General features: G+C 55.0%; 18 protein-coding genes. 3 read left to right on the forward strand and 15 right to left on the reverse strand.

Annotated features, from left to right (window positions below):
* Positions 1 to 4: 4 nt before the first annotated feature.
* The 12 genes from EYQ49_00475 to rsmD all read right to left on the reverse strand — a co-directional run bounded on the left by EYQ49_00475 (position 5) and on the right by rsmD (position 11,002).
* Positions 5 to 1,201 (reverse strand): HAMP domain-containing histidine kinase, encoded by a 1,197-nt coding sequence (locus tag EYQ49_00475; protein HIG24352.1) that lies wholly within the window; start codon positions 1,199 to 1,201, stop codon positions 5 to 7.
* The gene (locus tag EYQ49_00480) at positions 1,198 to 1,887 is read right to left on the reverse strand and encodes a response regulator transcription factor (protein ID HIG24353.1); all 690 of its coding nucleotides are present in this window, start codon (positions 1,885 to 1,887) and stop codon (positions 1,198 to 1,200) included. The genes EYQ49_00475 and EYQ49_00480 overlap by 4 nt, the downstream gene beginning before the upstream one ends.
* A gap of 51 nt (positions 1,888 to 1,938) precedes the next feature.
* Positions 1,939 to 5,454 carry a chromosome segregation protein SMC gene (gene smc, locus EYQ49_00485; protein ID HIG24354.1) on the reverse strand — a complete coding sequence of 1,172 codons (3,516 nt, stop codon included), beginning with the start codon at positions 5,452 to 5,454 and terminating at the stop codon, positions 1,939 to 1,941.
* A 104-nt stretch (positions 5,455 to 5,558) separates the two neighbouring features.
* Positions 5,559 to 6,398, reverse strand: coding sequence for a hypothetical protein (locus tag EYQ49_00490; GenBank protein HIG24355.1), 840 nt, complete (start codon positions 6,396 to 6,398; stop codon positions 5,559 to 5,561).
* Positions 6,395 to 7,165, reverse strand: a complete 771-nt coding sequence (rnc, locus tag EYQ49_00495; GenBank protein HIG24356.1) for a ribonuclease III — start codon at positions 7,163 to 7,165, stop codon at positions 6,395 to 6,397. Before rnc ends, EYQ49_00490 begins: the two co-directional genes overlap by 4 nt.
* On the reverse strand, positions 7,131 to 7,421 hold the full coding sequence (locus EYQ49_00500; protein HIG24357.1) for an acyl carrier protein: 291 nt from the start codon (positions 7,419 to 7,421) through the stop codon (positions 7,131 to 7,133). Before EYQ49_00500 ends, rnc begins: the two co-directional genes overlap by 35 nt.
* A gap of 93 nt (positions 7,422 to 7,514) precedes the next feature.
* Positions 7,515 to 8,501 carry a phosphate acyltransferase PlsX gene (gene plsX / locus EYQ49_00505; GenBank protein HIG24358.1) on the reverse strand — a complete coding sequence of 329 codons (987 nt, stop codon included), beginning with the start codon at positions 8,499 to 8,501 and terminating at the stop codon, positions 7,515 to 7,517.
* A gap of 6 nt (positions 8,502 to 8,507) precedes the next feature.
* Positions 8,508 to 8,687: a 50S ribosomal protein L32 gene (locus EYQ49_00510; protein HIG24359.1), complete on the reverse strand. Its 180-nt coding sequence runs from the start codon at positions 8,685 to 8,687 to the stop codon at positions 8,508 to 8,510.
* An 87-nt stretch (positions 8,688 to 8,774) separates the two neighbouring features.
* Positions 8,775 to 9,374 (reverse strand): hypothetical protein, encoded by a 600-nt coding sequence (locus tag EYQ49_00515; GenBank protein ID HIG24360.1) that lies wholly within the window; start codon positions 9,372 to 9,374, stop codon positions 8,775 to 8,777.
* On the reverse strand, positions 9,349 to 9,969 hold the full coding sequence (locus EYQ49_00520) for a hypothetical protein (GenBank protein ID HIG24361.1): 621 nt from the start codon (positions 9,967 to 9,969) through the stop codon (positions 9,349 to 9,351). The genes EYQ49_00515 and EYQ49_00520 overlap by 26 nt, the downstream gene beginning before the upstream one ends.
* Positions 9,966 to 10,445, reverse strand: coding sequence for a pantetheine-phosphate adenylyltransferase (coaD, locus tag EYQ49_00525; GenBank protein HIG24362.1), 480 nt, complete (start codon positions 10,443 to 10,445; stop codon positions 9,966 to 9,968). Before coaD ends, EYQ49_00520 begins: the two co-directional genes overlap by 4 nt.
* Positions 10,442 to 11,002 (reverse strand): 16S rRNA (guanine(966)-N(2))-methyltransferase RsmD, encoded by a 561-nt coding sequence (gene rsmD, locus EYQ49_00530; protein ID HIG24363.1) that lies wholly within the window; start codon positions 11,000 to 11,002, stop codon positions 10,442 to 10,444. Before rsmD ends, coaD begins: the two co-directional genes overlap by 4 nt.
* Positions 11,003 to 11,022: 20 nt before the next feature.
* On the opposite strand from rsmD, the gene EYQ49_00535 reads away from it, so the two are divergent.
* Positions 11,023 to 11,202, forward strand: coding sequence for a hypothetical protein (locus EYQ49_00535; GenBank protein ID HIG24364.1), 180 nt, complete (start codon positions 11,023 to 11,025; stop codon positions 11,200 to 11,202).
* Here EYQ49_00535 and EYQ49_00540 read toward each other — a convergent pair.
* The 3 genes from EYQ49_00540 to EYQ49_00550 are packed head-to-tail and all read right to left on the reverse strand — an operon-like array spanning position 11,199 to position 15,562.
* Positions 11,199 to 11,792: a GNAT family N-acetyltransferase gene (locus EYQ49_00540; GenBank protein ID HIG24365.1), complete on the reverse strand. Its 594-nt coding sequence runs from the start codon at positions 11,790 to 11,792 to the stop codon at positions 11,199 to 11,201. The genes EYQ49_00535 and EYQ49_00540 overlap by 4 nt on opposite strands.
* Positions 11,789 to 13,915 (reverse strand): ATP-dependent DNA helicase RecG, encoded by a 2,127-nt coding sequence (gene recG / locus EYQ49_00545; protein HIG24366.1) that lies wholly within the window; start codon positions 13,913 to 13,915, stop codon positions 11,789 to 11,791. Before recG ends, EYQ49_00540 begins: the two co-directional genes overlap by 4 nt.
* Before the next feature lie 9 nt (positions 13,916 to 13,924).
* Entirely contained in the window at positions 13,925 to 15,562 is a 1,638-nt protein-coding gene (locus EYQ49_00550) for a DAK2 domain-containing protein (protein ID HIG24367.1), read from the reverse strand.
* Positions 15,563 to 15,700: 138 nt separating this feature from the next.
* On the opposite strand from EYQ49_00550, the gene rpmB reads away from it, so the two are divergent.
* The gene (rpmB, locus tag EYQ49_00555; protein HIG24368.1) at positions 15,701 to 15,895 is read left to right on the forward strand and encodes a 50S ribosomal protein L28; all 195 of its coding nucleotides are present in this window, start codon (positions 15,701 to 15,703) and stop codon (positions 15,893 to 15,895) included.
* A gap of 24 nt (positions 15,896 to 15,919) precedes the next feature.
* On the forward strand, positions 15,920 to 16,144 hold the full coding sequence (locus EYQ49_00560; protein ID HIG24369.1) for a hypothetical protein: 225 nt from the start codon (positions 15,920 to 15,922) through the stop codon (positions 16,142 to 16,144).
* The last annotated feature ends 11 nt before the right edge of the window (positions 16,145 to 16,155 follow it).

The raw sequence follows: 16,155 nt of genomic DNA on the forward strand, positions 1-16,155 counted from the left end.
CCATTTATGCCTCAACGTAACGGGGGAACCAAAGGGTGAACGTTGCCCCTTCGCCCAAGCCAGACCGAACCGTGACCTGACCTCCGTGACCTTCCGCTATTTGCCGCACGATTGCTAGTCCTAAACCCGATCGCCCATCTTCTCGAGAAGAAGCACGATCTCCTTTCCAAAAGCGTTGAAAAACTCGCGGAAGATCTTGAGCAGAAAGACCCGGCCCATCATCGGCTACCGAAATCCATATTTGTTGATCGTCATGGCCGGCAGTAACCGCCACCAATCCTTGAGGATCCACCACGCGCAATGCGTTATTCAACAAGTTGGCCAGTGCCCTACGCAAAGCCACCCCATCTCCCACTACCAAAAGGTCTGGAGCGACCTTGGCGTTTAATACTGCTTGCGCTCGAGTCGCTGCTGCGGCAAAATCTTCAACCGTTTCGGCCACCAAAATCGAAAGGTCAAGTGGCTCACGTTGGGCATCTGGGCGTTTGTGATGGGCATAAAGCAACAAGTCGTCGACTAGCGCCGACATCCGTATCGCTGAACGGCCCGCTACTTCACCAGCAATCCGGAAGTCTCCGGTGGTGGCTTCGGGGTCGTCCATCACCACATCAAGGTTGGTGCGCATAACCGCTAAAGGATTCCGCAATTCATGCGAAGCCTCTTGAATAAACCGGCGCTGACCTTCGAAAGCTTCGTCTAGGCGATCCAGCATGTTGTCAAAAGTGTCCGCCAAGTCACGGAGTTCGTCAGTGGGCCCGCCAAGTTCTATTCGTTGCGACAGGTCGGTGGCTTGAATATGGCGAGCTACCGCAGTAATCCTGCCGATAGGCCGCAGCACCATTCCCGAAACGTACCAGCCGATCACCATGCTGGCCAGAAACAAAGCAACCAACGACACCACAGAATACGAGCGCAGTTGGGTTAAAGCTCGCCGATTGACCGCCTGTTCAAAAGCCACCAAATAAGGCTGCGCCTCTTCAAGTACAAGAGAGGAATCCGCCACGCTGTTGCGCACGTTGAGCTCTTCCATTTCTTCACCAAGTACCTGAAAAGCAGCGGTGCGAGACATCGGTTCATCGTCAAGGGCATTCGACAAACTTAAATAAATTCCCCCCACCACCAGCGAAGCCAAGCCAAATAACAATATTGAGTACAAAAATGCCAGACGTATTCGGATGCTTCCTAACGGCGGTTTCTTCACGAAGATTGACTACCCAACAAGCGGTAACCCCGACCAACCACCGTTTCAAGCAACTCATTTTCTTCACCGTCGGTAACTTTTTTACGCAAGGTCCCGATAGTCACTCTTACCGTGTTGGTGAACGGGTCGGCGTGTTCGTCCCACACGTGTTCCAACAAATCTTCTTGAGACACCACCTCGCCAGGCCGAGACATGAAGTAATGCAACACGGCAAACTCTTTGGCCGTTAACGACAAATCTCTGCTACCCCGCGAAACTTGGTGGCGAGCGGCATCAAGGCTGAGGCCCCCAACTTTGAGTACCGCTCCCCCTTGCCCAGCGTTGCGGCGAAGGAGCGATCGCACCCGAGCAGCCAACTCTTCAAAAGCAAACGGCTTTACCAAATAATCGTCGGCCCCCACATCAAGGCCGGCAATGCGATCTTCAATAGTGTCACGGGCGGTGAGCATTAAAATACGTGGAACCAAACCTTCGGGCGGATTCTCACGCAAAGCCACGCAAACGTCAAGACCGTCGATACCGGGCATGGTCAGGTCAAGACACACCAAGTCGTAAGGCGTGTACGACGCCTTTTGTAATGCTTCCTCGCCCCCGAAAGCCACATCAACGGCGTAGCCCTGACGGCGAAGGCCTCGAGCCACCGCCTCTACAAGGTCAACCTCATCGTCAACGACTAGAATCCGCATACCTTGACGGTACCGCGCTTAACCCCTCGGTTGCTGTCGCCTCGCCGGTACTTAAAGAGTTGCCGGCGTGTCTGAAAAAACTACCGGCTGATTTACTGCGTGGTTTTCCATTCGTTCGCTCACTACTTTTGACGAGCCACCGGGGGCCATAGAGACCCCGTACAAGCAGTCTGCGGCTTCCATGGTGCGTTTTTGGTGACTCACGATAAGCAACTGAGCATCTTCACGGAACTGCTCGACCAACCCTAAGAAGCGATGCAAGTTCACGTCATCGAGGGCTGCTTCTACTTCGTCCATCACATAGAACGGAGACGGACGGCTACGGAACACGCCAAACAAGAAAGCCAAAGCGGTGAGCGAGCGTTCTCCACCCGACAGCAAGGAAAGTTTCTTCACGTTCTTACCTGACGGCCGTGCTTCTACTTCAATACCGGTGTTCAGTAAGTCGTCCGGGTCGGTGAGCCGGAGTTTCCCGGTGCCGCCCGGGAACAGCCCAGAGAACAAGTCAGTGAAGTGCTCGGATACCTCTGCCCATGCTGAAGCGAACACCCGAACAATCTCTTCATTTACTGAGTTAATAACCTTGCGGAGTTCACGACGAGTTGAACGAATGTCGTCAAGTTGTTCCTGTTGAAAATCGTGACGCTCGGTGAGGGCCTCAAACTCTTCAAGAGCCAGAGGGTTTATGGGGCCCATTATCTTGAGGTCGCGTTCAAGTTCTGCCAAACGAGCCGGGCCAGATACTCCTTCAAGAAACTCCGGCGCCGGGGTGTCCAAAATGGCTTCCGGCTCACGGTCAAATTCGGTTCGGATGGTGACCGAAAGGTTTTCTAAACGCAACCGGGTTTCTGCCCGCTGAATTTCTAAACGCGATTGGCGTTCTCGTAACGACGACAGGCTTCGTTCAGCGGCGGTTCGATCTCGACGGATACCGTCTAAGCGTGCCACTACGGCCCTCACCCGCTCAGACTGCAGGCGGCGAGTTTCACGCAACCCTTCAAGGCGAAGTTCAATTCGAGAGACCCGCTCATCTAGCAGGGCCATAAGTCGCCGACTTACCGCTTCGCGCCGGTCAAGTTGTTGCCGTTGTGCCGAAGCATGTTGATGAGCCTCGGCCAAATTAATCATTTGAGCCTGCTGCTGTTCGAGTCGGCGTTCTACTGCGCTTCGCCGTGCGGTGACGTCGGCAAAGTGCACTTCGTGGGCGGTGCGATGCCGGCTTAGTTCGGTGGTTCGTTCTTCTAGGCGTTGCCGGTCGGCCACCATCCGGCGCCCATCAGACGCTGACTCTTCTTCACTTGCTTGCAGGGCAGGCAGGCGTTGTTCGAGCACTGCTACCCGTTCCTGGTAGTCGCTTTGCCTCCCCGTTAACTCAGATATTTGTGATTGGAGTGATTCTATTTCGAGCCCAAAATCTCGGCGTTCAGATTGCAGTTGTTGTAACGCCTTGGCAGCCGCATTGAACTCATTGTCGTGTTCGTCGAGCGACCGGGTCACGCTCAGCAATTCTTGATCAAAATCTGCAGCCCGTTTCTCTGCTTCGTCAAAAGCTCGTTGGCTGTTGTTTCGCTCTGTTTCGGCCGCTACCAGTCGGACCTCCGCTTCGCCCAGCGCAGCACCGGTGGCGCCGCCACGGTCGCCGCCGATACGCCATCCAGAAGGGCCAAAACGGTCGCCATCTCGGGTAACCAACACTGCGGTGGGGTCTTCTATGGCCAAGTCAATCGCTTTGACGCTTCCGCCCGTTACCAACGTGACGTGCGCCAATAAGCGATCCAGAAGCTCGTTTACTCCCGCCACACTCGACCGGACATGAGCGCGAACGTTGGAACCGGTTGGGGCAGGGCGAGGGTCGGTTGCCGCCCCGGTTAAGGCAATGACTGCTGCCTTAAAGTTGCCTCGCTGAAGTGCGCCGATGGCTTCTTTGGCACTTACCGTTCCTTGCACCACAACGGCGTCTAAGGCTTCGCCGGCTGCTGCCTCGAAAGCCGCTTCGTACCCAGCATCTACTTCTACGAGATCCAGCAAAGTACCCAGTACGCCATCAACCGCCGCCAAGTGTGCCGCACCCGCTCGCGACCGGGCTTCGTCCAGAGCCATGGTTAGGGCCTCTACACGGGCACTGATGGTGCGTAGGTCGGCTTCGGCGGTCATTAACCGTTCCCATCCGGCATTGCGATCTTGGGCCGCTTGACCGGCTTGTTTTTCTAAAGCGGTGGCTTCAACCATGAGCGGTTCTTCGACTACGTCGCCTTCAGAAAGACGGGCCCGTAGTCGTTCGGTCTCTACGTCAAGACGCTGCCTTGACGCTTCGAGAGCGGTCTTGCGATCTACCAGTCGGTGGTTTTGATTTTCTGTTTGCTCAGCTGAAGTGCGCAAAACTCCCAACTCGCCGCGAACCTCAGCAGCCATGCCGTCCATGGCCGGCATGCCTTCTGCCCATTCCTGTTCAAAAGAGGCACGATCTGCAGTTAACTCCGTTTCTGACAAAGCAAGCCGTTCAGCTTCTGGAGCGAACGATTCCGATTCGACCAAGAGTCCCGCCAGTTCTGCTTCTGCGCTGACTACTTCAGATTCTAGGTCAAGCACCATTTGTTGAGAGGCTGAGGCCAAGCGGTCGTTTTCAATGCTCCGCAAACGCTCGACAAGTACCCCGCGTAAACCGCGCCCACGTTCTCTTAACGCTTCGTGACGCACCAACTGGTCGCCCAGGTCGTCTCCGCCTCGAGCCACTAACTCGGCTTCTGCGGTGGCGACTTCTGCATCAAGGCGGCCCAGGTCTGCTTTGGCCGTTACTTCTTCCCGGGCCAAAGAAGCACGCTGTTCTGCTTCGGTTTGTGCTTGACGGCGCAACCCAATCATTTCGGTGGCGGCACGGTGTAGTCGCAGAGCATTGAGTTCGACGATTAAATCACCATGGCGGCGGGCTGCTTCGGCTTGTCGTTCCAAGGGGCGCAGTTGCCGCCGCACCTCGCGTTGAAGGTCGCCCAGACGGTTGAGGTTTGTTTCAGTGGCCGCCAAGCGACGTTCTGCTTTTTCTTTTCGTTTACGAAACTTCAAAATGCCGGCGGCGTCTTCAATGATCATGCGTCGGTCTTCGGGGCGAGCGTTGAGCACCGCATCGATTTGGCCTTGTGACACGATGACATGTTGTTGGCGCCCTACCCCGGCATCAGACAAAAGTTCTTGAATGTCAAGCAACCGGCAGGGGGCTCCGTTTAACGAATACTCGCTATCGCCGTTGCGAAAAAGTATTCGAGTGATGGTGACCTCGCCGAACTCAACCGGCAACAACCCCGACTCGTTATCAAGGGTCAATGAAACCTCTGCCCGACCTAAAGCAGGACGAGTGGTGGTCCCGGCAAAAATGATGTCGTCCATTTTTTGGGCCCGCACCGCGCTGGGTGCTTGCGCCCCCAATACCCAAGCTATGGCATCCACTACGTTGGATTTACCGGAACCGTTTGGCCCGACCACCACGGTGACTCCTGGTTCCATATCGAGCGCGGCGGTGTCAGCGAAAGACTTGAACCCTTTGATGGTTAGCCGTTTAAGAAACACCAGAATCGACCTTACTACCGCGAAATCACATCGATGTCATTCATATTGACCACCGTAGACGCGTAATGCCCTGCCGCGCCGGTCATTGACCTATTTTTTTTAAATTCGTTCTAAACCTGCGTATCGCAGTAGTAGGTCCATCGGCCTTTAAATTTCTTTCGTTTAATGGGCAGCCGACTGCGATCACTTAAATCTCCGTGCTTCCCGTAAACCGTTAGGTGTTCTTGATACAACCCTGGCTCGCCAAACACATCGACGAATGGGCGGCCTTCAATATGTGTCCCTCGGTACTTCACCCCGTCGTGAATGATCTCTACCAGAGCTCGATGGAAGCGGCGGACCTCTTGGGTAGACAGCGAATCGCTCTTACGATCGTGGCGCAATCCTGAGGCGAATAAGATCTCGTCGCTGTAGATCTCCCCGACCCCCACTACTATTTCATCGTCGCATAGAAGCTCTTTGAGCCCCTTTGAGCGACCCAATACCTCAGCGGCGAAAGTGGTCCACGGCACCGGGTCGGCTACCGGGTCCATACCCAAGCCGGCCAATTCCGGCATCTCATCGAACAATATGTCGGCCGACACCACGGCGACTTCAGAGTTTTTCTCTGGGTCGATCAACCGAAGTTGTCCACCTTGGGTGAAGGTAATAGTTATTTCGGTGCCTTTTTCAACCGCCGCTTTATTTGGTTGTCGGCGCAGCGAAGCACCGGCTCCTACTTTTATGACCAAGTAGTCGTCGCCCATAATCATCACCAGAGCCAGCCCCGCACGTCTTACTGACTTAATCTTTTTGCCGGGCAGTAGATCGGTAAATGCCTTACGGCTCCGGTAACGACCCAGCACGGCCAGCGAGGCTGCTTCGACAGTTTTTATTTTTCGCCCAGCGATATCGCGTTCAAGGTCGCGTCGCAGAATTTCTATTTCTGGAAGTTCCAGAGGGATACTCATGAGGGGTCCTTCGGAGAGGGTTGAGGTTTGAGGGGATTTTCGAGAGATTGCCAGGCCATACGGGCTGCGTCTTGTTCAGCTCGTTTTATTGAGGTCCCAGTTCCGGGGCCAAAAATCTGACCATCCACCGAAACCAAAGCCGAAAAACGTCGGTCATGGTCAGGGCCTTCTGCGGTCATTTCGTAAACTGGGGCAGAACGAAAGCGTTGCGCCGAAAGTTCCTGCAAACGAGTTTTGAAATCGTGAAAACCCGGCGACATAGCTGTTTGATCAATATCTTGGCCCATGAGATTTTCGACTACTTCAACAGCCGACGAAAGCCCGCCATCGAGGTAAACGGCTCCCAGAACTGCTTCAAAGGCATCGGCCAGGATAGAGCTTTTATCTCGCCCACCAGAGGCTTGCTCACCTTTACCTAAGTAAAGTGCTGTCCCCAAGTTTATTTGGCGAGCAGTTTTCGCTAGAGCGTTGGCGCTCACCACCCCCGACCGAATTTTGGCCAACTGGCCTTCGGGGAGTTCCGGGTAGGCCCGGTAAATCAATTGGGTCACTGCCATGCCCAGCACCGCGTCACCAAGAAATTCCAAGCGTTCATTTGAGGGGCCACCAAACTCTGCGCACCACGAACGGTGAGTAAGTGCTCCAGAAAGGAGCGTTGGGTCGTTGAACCGATAGCCCAAATCCTCCGCCAAAACTTGGGCGGCCGGGTGGGTTTCTGGGGCGTCGACGAGGTTAACCGAGGCGGGAGACGACATAGTCAACTGCATCGCGCACGGTACGAAGATCTTCGAGGTCTTCGTCTTCGAAACGAAAGCCCACGGTTCGCTCGCTGAGTTCTTCTTCAATTGCTTCCACCAACTCAATAAGCGCTAAGGAATCAGCATCAAGGTCGTCAGCAAAAGAATCACCTTCACCTACTTCAGTAACGTCGATTTCTAAAATGTCGGCCAACCGTTCTTTAACCAAGGTTAGGATTTCTGGTCGCCCGATGGGGGAACCTTCTACATGGGTTTCTGCAGGCATGGCTTTTCTGCTTTCGTCGCTGGTGAGGCTTCATCCTAGCGGATGAAAGAGCTTGCTCAGCAGGGGCGAAAAGGGGCTGAAAGGGGTTAAAAGTTAGCCAGCGATGGCTTTAGTAAGGTGATCTACCACTTTGGTTTCCACCATTTCGGCGGCCACTTTAATGGCGTTTTCCATCGCATGAGCCCCCGAAGAGCCGTGGCTAATGACACACACACCTTTTACCCCCAGCAGCATGGCGCCGCCGTAGGTATCCGGGTGGAAAAAACGGTAAATCTGGTCGAATTCCGGACCCAACTGGGCAGCCGCTTCTGTAGCTTCTGGGCGCTCCCCCATGGCACTAAAAAGCGCCAGCATTAAGTTTTTCAATGCTCCTTCAAGGGTTTTTAAAGCAACGTTTCCCGTGAACCCATCGGTTACTACTACGTCCACTTCGTCGGTGAGGAGGTCTCTTCCTTCGACGTTGCCGATGAACTCAGCCGCTCCCCAGTTCACTGTTTGCATTTCTGCGTAGGTTTCTTTAACCAACGGGCTGCCCTTGCCTGGTTCTTCACCGATAGAAAGCAACCCCACCCGGGGGGAAGAAATATTTAAACGATCTTGGGCAAACACTGCACCCATTTGCCCAAACTGGGCCAACCACTCGGGCTTGCATTCAGCGTTTGCTCCTGCATCAAGCAACACGGTGGGGGTCGTGCCCGGTGCGGGAAGCAGGGTGGCGATAGCCGGGCGAGACACTCCTTTGATGCGCCCCATGCGTAAAAGAGCACTCGCCATGGTCGCCCCCGTGTTGCCGGCGCTCACCATGGCCGAAGCTCGCCCATCACGGACAGCCTCTGCAGCGCGTACCAGTGAGGAATCTTTCAGGCGACGCACGCTCGAACCAGGTTCAGCATCCATAGCAATAACTTCCGAGGCTTCAATAACCTCAAGGTCGCCGCAGTCAGTGAGTTCTTCTGACCGACCGACCAGCACCACATCTATACCGTGGTTTTCTTTTGCCAAGCGCGCCCCAGCCACAATCTCGCTGGGTGCACGGTCGCCTCCCATCGCATCAACAGCGATAGGTAGCGAAGTAGTCATAAAAAGTTAATCAACGTCTACGGCTTGACGACCGGCGTACCAACCACAGTTGCCACATACCCGGTGAGGACGTTTAATCGCCGCGCAACGCGGGCATGAGCTCCGTGAAGCCACGCCGAGGGTCCAGTTCGAAGCACGACGGCTTCGCCCTTTAGCTTTAGAAGTTTTTTTCTTAGGGACAGCCATCGTTTTTTCCTTAGGCCCGGTGAAAATTATTACGGCAAGCTGATCGGCAGCCTGACGACTCCGCAATGGTAGCGGGAGAACAAGCGTTTAGACCACCGAATCGGGTGGGGAAATTTCATCATCAATACGCAACCCATCTAAAGCCGCCCATCGAGGGTCTTTTAGGGGAGCCGGCTCTTGTTCAATCGGTTCGTTTTCGGTGTGCGCAGGGAATCGTTCCGGCGCAGGGCCTTGGCAATTTTCTTGACAAAGGGGGGCCAAAGGAAGAGCCAGCAACACTGCGTCACGTACTACGGCTTCCACGCTAACCATTTCGTCGCCGGGCGTTCCGTCAAAAAGAAAAGTGTCGCCAAGGTCTTGGTCGGGAGCCGCTGGGTCAACGGACCGAAATACTTCGGTAACGCTGAGCTTGATCTGTCCGGTTATTTCTTCGAGGCATCGACGGCATTCGGCTTGCCATTGCGTTTCTATTTGGCCCGCAACCACCACATCAAGCCCTCGCACTTCAACCGAAAGATCGAGATGTACCTCACCTTGGGGCACACGCGCCACCGAGGTTGCGAGGTCATCGAGACAAGCCGCTCGCTGGATTCGTCGCACCACATCGGAGCGGCGCCGTAAAGAAGCCAGCGAAAGCACCAACACATTGTCGGCTGGTTGATCAACGGGGGTATTCACCGACAGCATCGTCCTGGTCAAACATTGCTACCCCGGGTCGGGGTTGGTTTTCAGAATCAAGAGGTTCAACTGGCGGCTGTTTTTGGCGCTCTCGGTCTAAAACAGTTTCTTGTAATTTTCGACGGCCGGCAGAAATAGTGTCGCGGGCCGATCCAAGAAGAGATTCGAAACTTTGTAATTTTTGATCGCAGTAGTCTTCGGTTTCTCTTCGCATGCGCCGGGTTTCATCTCGCGCTGTTTCTACCAGTTGGCGAGCCCTTTGTTCGGCCGTACGCACCACTTCGGTGCGTTGCACTAAGCGTTCGGCACGAGACCGGGCCAACTCAAGTATTTCGTCACCTTCGCGTCGCACCTTGGCTAAGAACTCTTCGCGTTCTTTAAGCAACCAACGGGCGGCACGCAAATCTTCAGGCAAACGACCCATAGCCTCATCTAACAGGCTTAAGAGCTCTTCTTTATTGATCATCGATGATGCAGACAGCGGCATGGGCCGGGCAGAATCAACAAGGTCGCGGGCTTGGCGCAAGATCGCTTCAACCTGAGGCGGCCGATAAGGATCCGTCTCGACGGAAGGCGGAACCTCGGGTAAAAGTTCGTCGTTCACGAAATGCTCTTTTTTTGCAATTCACGAAAAACGGGGGCCGGCACCATGTCACTGACGTCTCCGCCAAAGCGTGCTACCTCGCGGATAAGCCCCGAAGCCAAAAAGGAGCGCCGCGAAGCGGTAGGTAAAAAGAGGGTGTGCATGCCAGAAATGGCTTGATTGGTTTGCGCCATTTGAAGTTCAGATTCAAAATCTGACACAGCCCGCAAACCCTTAATAATAAAATCTGCACCCACATCTTTGGCCAAGTTGACGACCAGGCCATCAAACATGGTGGTGCAAACGTTGGGCAAATGAGCGAAGCATTCGTCAAGCAAAGCCATGCGCTCTTCTAGGGTAAAGAGCCCGCCACCTTTTGAAGGGTTCATGAGGGTCCCCACTACTACTTCGCTAAAGAGCGATGCTGCGGTTTCGACCATTTCGATATGGCCGTTATGTACCGGATCAAACGAACCGGGGTACAGAACACAAGTCATGAGACCGAACTCCCTTCTTTCTGGACGTCATTTTCAGGTGGCCCAACGGCGGCCACAACCACCACGGTAGCCCCATAGCGGCGACTCCTGAGTACATCCCACTCCGGGCCGGGGTCAATTTCGCGATTTGACTCCAAAACCACCAGCTTTGCTTTCACATTTTTTAAGAGTTTTTCCCACTCGTCGAAGTCATAGGGCGGGTCCAAAAACACCAGGTCCCAAGTTTCTTGATGGGTCGAGAGCCAAGTAAAAGCATCGGCACGATGCACCTCGGATTGGTCGTCAAAATGGCAGAGGGCCAGATTTTCTTTAATCAGTTCTGTATGACGCGAAGACTTCTCTACCAGCACCGCCCGTTTTGCTCCCCGAGAAAGCGCCTCAATGGCCAGAGCCCCAGAGCCGGCGAAAAGGTCAAGCACCACGGCATCTTCAAGGGCACCCAAACTAAAGAGAGCGTTAAAAACCGCTTCACGCACCCGGTCAGTAGTGGGGCGCGCTGAATCATCTTGAGGAGATTTAAGGCGACGCCCTCGGGCGGTTCCGGCGATTACACGCATAGTCTTAGTATGGTGCTTCTATGCGCGCTGCGACAACAATTATTTGTGTGGACTGCGGGGGGACCTGCCATTTGCTGGCCCACCACGAAACAGAATTCGGCCCTGGCGAGAACGTGGCCTACCGCTGCGCCGACTGCCTTGACCGCTGGGATCTTGTGATGCCCGACGAAGACGACGGTGCCGGCGACCAAGTTTACTAAGCCGGGTCTCGCCACATCATGGGAACAGGCGGACCACCTATAATCTCAACCACCTGGGTAACCCGAAAACCGTGTCGTTCGTAAAGCGGAACATTGACCGGGTCGCTGGACTCTAAAGCAGCCGGCATGCCCTCAACGTCACAGCGGTCAGTAATAACTTTTATCAACGCCGACCCGAGGCCCTTCCCTCTGCTTTCGCTACGAGTGCCCACGAACTCTAAATACCAGTGCGGTTCTTTCGGTTTAGCCTCGATCATGGGTTCCAACGCCGCAAAGCGTTTCATGGTTTCTTCTTCGCCCATCAAAGCAATGGTGGCCGCCAACACGGCATCCCACGATGGTTCAAGGTCACCTTCTACTAAAGGCGACAACCAAAGGGCGGCCGACCCTTTTCCTTCACTGAGGTAAAGAAAATCCATACCCACCCCAGCCGCTAAGCGGGCGGCAAAAAAAGTAGCCAACAAACCTGGGCGAGTCACCGGATCGGGAAACAAAAAAGACAACACCGGGTCGTGGGCAAAAGCTACCGACAAAACCGCTACCGCATCAGGAATTTGCTCTGGTTCGGCCAATACCGGGTGAAAGGTCATGACCGAAAAAGATAATCGGTTTCTTCGTCGCCGAGGAACACGGAGATTTCATCAGCCAACTCCGGATACTTCTTGAGCCCTTTTCCGTCGCCGACAAGATTTATAGCCACCTCACGAGCCGCCTCTACCCATTCACGATCGCGACGCAACGAAGCCAACCGTAAATCGTTGCGACCCTTCTGGCGTTGCCCCATGATGGTTCCCTCCCCACGCAAATCAAGATCTACCTCAGCCAACTCAAAACCATCGGTAGTACGCACCAAAGCTCGGAGGCGTTCTTCACCGTCTGGGGTGGTGGCCTCCCCCACCAAATAGCAAAAACTTGCGGCCGCCCCTCGACCGACCCGGCCTCGCAGTTGATGGAGTTGCGCAATACCAAAGCGGTCAGCATCTAAAATCACCATCACCGTGGCGTTGGGTACATCTACCCCGACCTCTATCACCGTGGTGGCCACCAGCACCGAGGTTTCGCCTGCACGAAAAGCTGCCATGGCCGCTTCTTTTTCATCCGAAGAAAAACGGCCATGGAGCAGCGCTATTGACAAGCCCGCCAGTTCGGTTTCTTGCAACCGGGTCAACGTTTCTTCTGCCGATCGCACCTCTAAAGCATCGGACTCTTCAATCAACGGGCACACCACATACACCTGGTGGCCGGCCGCTACCTCGCGACGCACCGCATCCCAAGCCGGTGCTTCTTCTTTAACCCATTCGGTAGTTATGGGAGTGCGGCCCGGGGGCATCTCGTCGAGCACTGAAACATCTAAATCGCCGTACACCGTCATAGCCGCCGTGCGAGGGATTGGCGTTGCCGTCATCACCAGCACATCGGGCACCGAGTCGTCGGAATTTTTTTCTCGCAAAGCAGCCCGTTGCTCAACCCCGAAACGATGCTGCTCATCAACCACCACCATGCCCAACGAAACAAAAACCACACTTTCTTGAATCAAGGCGTGGGTACCGATAACCACGTCAACCCCGCCGGTGGCCAGCCCCACGGTAATTCGTCGACGCTCCGCCGCCGAGGTGCTGCCGGTCAATAAGTCCACCTGCAACGGGCGTTCACCAAGCAACGTTGCGGGATCAGGCACCGTCATGTTGCGCAGCAAGGCCGCTACGCCCAAATAATGTTGACCCGCCAACACCTCAGTAGGGGCCATCAACGCCCCCTGGTGGCCCCCTTGTACCGCCGCCAACAAAGCACTCACCGCCACCACGGTTTTTCCTGAACCCACATCACCCTGGAGCAGACGATGCATGGGGCGCGGTTCTTTAAGATCAACGTTTATTTCTTGAATCACCCGTTGTTGCGCCCCGGTGAGTTCAAAACCTAAATTCTCGTGAAAAGCAGCAACCAAAGACCCACCGACCTGATGAGCGATACCTTTAGCCGACTGTTCTAAAGCCACCTTGCGTTGCACCAACTCCAACTGGATGCGCAACAACTCATCAAAAACCAACCGCCGGCGGGCCTCCGCCACCTGAGCCATGGACTCCGGATGGTGGATCTGATTAATGGCCGTCGAACGGTCTACAAACCGGTAACGAGCACGCACTTTGCTAGGCACCGGGTCACTAAACCCTTTCACCATCATGACCCGCCGCAAAGCTTCGCCAATCATGGTGTCGAGTTCCCAAGTGTGTACCCCAGCGGTTTCTGACTGCGGGTAGACCGGCACCACCCGGCCGGTACGGTTGCCCACCAAATCAACTATCGGGCTGGTCATCTGAGGGCGCCCCTGGTATTGGTCAAGCCGCCCAAAAACTACCAGTTCATCCCCCGGGCTGAGCTGCTGTTCACGCCAGCCTTGGTTAAAAAATATTAGGCGCAGGCTCCCCGTGCCGTCGGTGACCGTGACCTCCACCAGTGAGCGACCATTGCGGGTACGCCGGGCAGAAACTTTTTTAACCTCCACCAACAACATGGCTTCTTCGCCCACCGGCAACTCAGTGATCGTGGCTTGCCGCGTGCGGTCAAGGTATTTACGCGGATAGGTAAAGAGTAAATCCAAAACGGTGCGCACCTCAATTTTTGCCAACGCCGCGGCACGCTTTTCACCAACCCCTTTAAGGTCAGTAACCGAGCGTTGGTCAAGTTCTCGCAGGGTTAAGCCGGGTTCGGTCACCGGCACCCCTTACTCAATACCCAAAAAATAGGGGTACAGCGGTTGACCACCTTGATGAACCTCAAGCTCAAGATCAGGATGCTCAGTTTCTATCCAAGCGGCGATAGTTGAGGTGGTTCCTTCATCGGCATCCTCGCCTACGATCAACGTCACCAACTCGTGGTCATCGACTAGGTAGTCAATTATTTGAGTAGTGGCAGCAAACAACGAATCGGCTACCACCTTTACTTTGCCACCGGTGAGACCAAGGTAATCGCCTTCGGTAATGTCACCGACATCGCTCCCGGTGTCACGCACCGCCACGGTGACTTCGGCCGCCACCACTGCAGAAGCCGCAGCGGTCATCCCGGCATGGTTAGCTTCAGCGGTACCTTGAGGGTCGTATTCCAAGAGCGAAGCGAACCCTTCGGTGATGCCTTTAGTGCGAATAACCCGCACCGTTTTGTCGGTCTGGGCATCTACTTGTTCGGCCACGGCGACGATGTTGCCATTGTTGGGCAAAATAATTACTTCTTGGGCTGGTACCGCTTCAACGGCCGCCAAAAGTTGCTCGATCGACGGGTTCATGGACTGCCCGCCGGCCACTACCCGACGCACCCCCATGGATCGGAAGATTTCAATAATGCCTAAACCGTTCGCTACGGCGACCACCGCACAAGGCACCGGGTCGCCCACCGGTTGGTCTGCCCCATCGGCTATTTGTTCACGCACCCATGCTTGCTCTTCGGCTTCTTCAAAAAGATCAGAAACCCGAATACGGTACGGGCGGCCTACTTCGATACCTGCTTCGACGGCCCCACCGATGTCATCGGTATGCACGTGACAGTTCCAAGTGCCATCACCGCCTACCACCACAATGGAATCCCCTAAAGCATCCCAGGCCGCTTTGAACGACTCCACCGAATCATCGGGAGCATCCAAGAAATACATCACCTCATAGCGGGGGCCAGCCAAAGACGCGCCGTGGTGACCGGCGGCCGCAGGGTCGGGGGCGGCCGCCACTGGGGTATCAGGAGCCTCCGGCAGGGGGCGTCCATCGACTATGTGAAGCAAAGCATCAAACAGCAGCAGCAAGCCGCAACCACCGGCATCAACTACCCCGGCCTCAGCCAAAACGGGCAGCATCTCTGGGGTACGGGCCAAAGCATCTTGACCCTGAGCCAACGCGGCCTCCGCAACGGTAAGCAAACTTTCTTTACTCACCTCGGCTGCCGCTTCGGAGGCTTCACGAACCACCGTCAAAATAGTGCCCTCCACCGGAGTGCCTACCGCACCGTAAGCGGCGGTCGACGCTGACACTAAGCCTTGCGCCAACACTTGGGCATCAAGTTGGCCGGCACTGCCGATTTCCGCCGACAAGGCCCGCAATATTTGCGACAAAATAACTCCTGAATTGCCGCGAGCACCCATCAGTGAGCCGTGAGCAATGGTGGCCGTTACTTCTTCAAGAGATGCGGTCTCGGCTAAATTTTCGAGAGCTTCCACCACCGACTTTGCGGTCATCGACATGTTGGTGCCAGTGTCGCCATCAGGCACTGGATAGACATTAAGTAAGTTGAGAGCTTCCCGATGGGCAACCAAGGCATCAGCGAAACCCTTCATAAGAGCACGGAGGGCAGAGGCGTCAAGAACGGTAAGAACGGTCACAGAGATAGAGCGTAGTCAGATAAAGGGATTGTCGCATTGACCAGTTAGAGGTTGATGCCTCGGCGGCACCCTGTAGCCTTGTCTTTTGAACGTATCCGGGCAGCGAACCTTCGTTGCCCATTTTAATGAGGTTATGACATGGCATCCGTGTGTGAAATTTGTGGCAAGAAACCGTGGTTCGGTAAGCAGGTGAGTCACTCTCATCGGCGTACTAGTCGACGCTGGAACCCCAACATCCAACGAGTACGGGCGGTCGTCGGCAAGTCGACCCGCCGGGTAAACGTTTGTACCGGTTGTTTAAAAGCCGGAAAAATACAAAAAGCTACCCGCTAACTCACCTGAGGACCAGGAGCAACCATGCAAGGGGTAATCAAGTCTTACGACCCAGGCACTGGTGATGGCATCGTCATCAACCAAACAGACTTCGCCGAGTTCGACTTGGCAGACAACGCCCTTGAAGGATCAATCTTTCGCATGCTTCGTCCCGGACAACGAGTAGTTTTTTCTTTAAACGACGCTCAGCAGGCCACCGGCTTATCTTTCGGCTCTGAAGGCGATATGGCTACTCCGGAGAACCTCTAGTACCTATAGGC

It is taken from the genome of Acidimicrobiia bacterium, from assembly GCA_012959995.1.
Lineage (GTDB): Bacteria > Actinomycetota > Acidimicrobiia > Acidimicrobiales > MedAcidi-G1 > MedAcidi-G2B.

Coding starts and splice junctions, on each gene's coding strand:
- EYQ49_00480 (HIG24353.1), bottom strand. CDS start 1,887: ATGCGGATTCTAGTCGTTGACGATGAGGTTGACCTTGTAGAGGCGGTG.
- EYQ49_00490 (HIG24355.1), bottom strand. CDS start 6,398: ATGAGTATCCCTCTGGAACTTCCAGAAATAGAAATTCTGCGACGCGAC.
- rnc (HIG24356.1), bottom strand. CDS start 7,165: ATGCAGTTGACTATGTCGTCTCCCGCCTCGGTTAACCTCGTCGACGCC.
- EYQ49_00500 (HIG24357.1), bottom strand. CDS start 7,421: ATGCCTGCAGAAACCCATGTAGAAGGTTCCCCCATCGGGCGACCAGAA.
- plsX (HIG24358.1), bottom strand. CDS start 8,501: ATGACTACTTCGCTACCTATCGCTGTTGATGCGATGGGAGGCGACCGT.
- EYQ49_00510 (HIG24359.1), bottom strand. CDS start 8,687: ATGGCTGTCCCTAAGAAAAAAACTTCTAAAGCTAAAGGGCGAAGCCGT.
- EYQ49_00515 (HIG24360.1), bottom strand. CDS start 9,374: ATGCTGTCGGTGAATACCCCCGTTGATCAACCAGCCGACAATGTGTTG.
- coaD (HIG24362.1), bottom strand. CDS start 10,445: ATGACTTGTGTTCTGTACCCCGGTTCGTTTGATCCGGTACATAACGGC.
- rsmD (HIG24363.1), bottom strand. CDS start 11,002: ATGCGTGTAATCGCCGGAACCGCCCGAGGGCGTCGCCTTAAATCTCCT.
- EYQ49_00535 (HIG24364.1), top strand. CDS start 11,023: ATGCGCGCTGCGACAACAATTATTTGTGTGGACTGCGGGGGGACCTGC.
- EYQ49_00540 (HIG24365.1), bottom strand. CDS start 11,792: ATGACCTTTCACCCGGTATTGGCCGAACCAGAGCAAATTCCTGATGCG.
- rpmB (HIG24368.1), top strand. CDS start 15,701: ATGGCATCCGTGTGTGAAATTTGTGGCAAGAAACCGTGGTTCGGTAAG.
- EYQ49_00560 (HIG24369.1), top strand. CDS start 15,920: ATGCAAGGGGTAATCAAGTCTTACGACCCAGGCACTGGTGATGGCATC.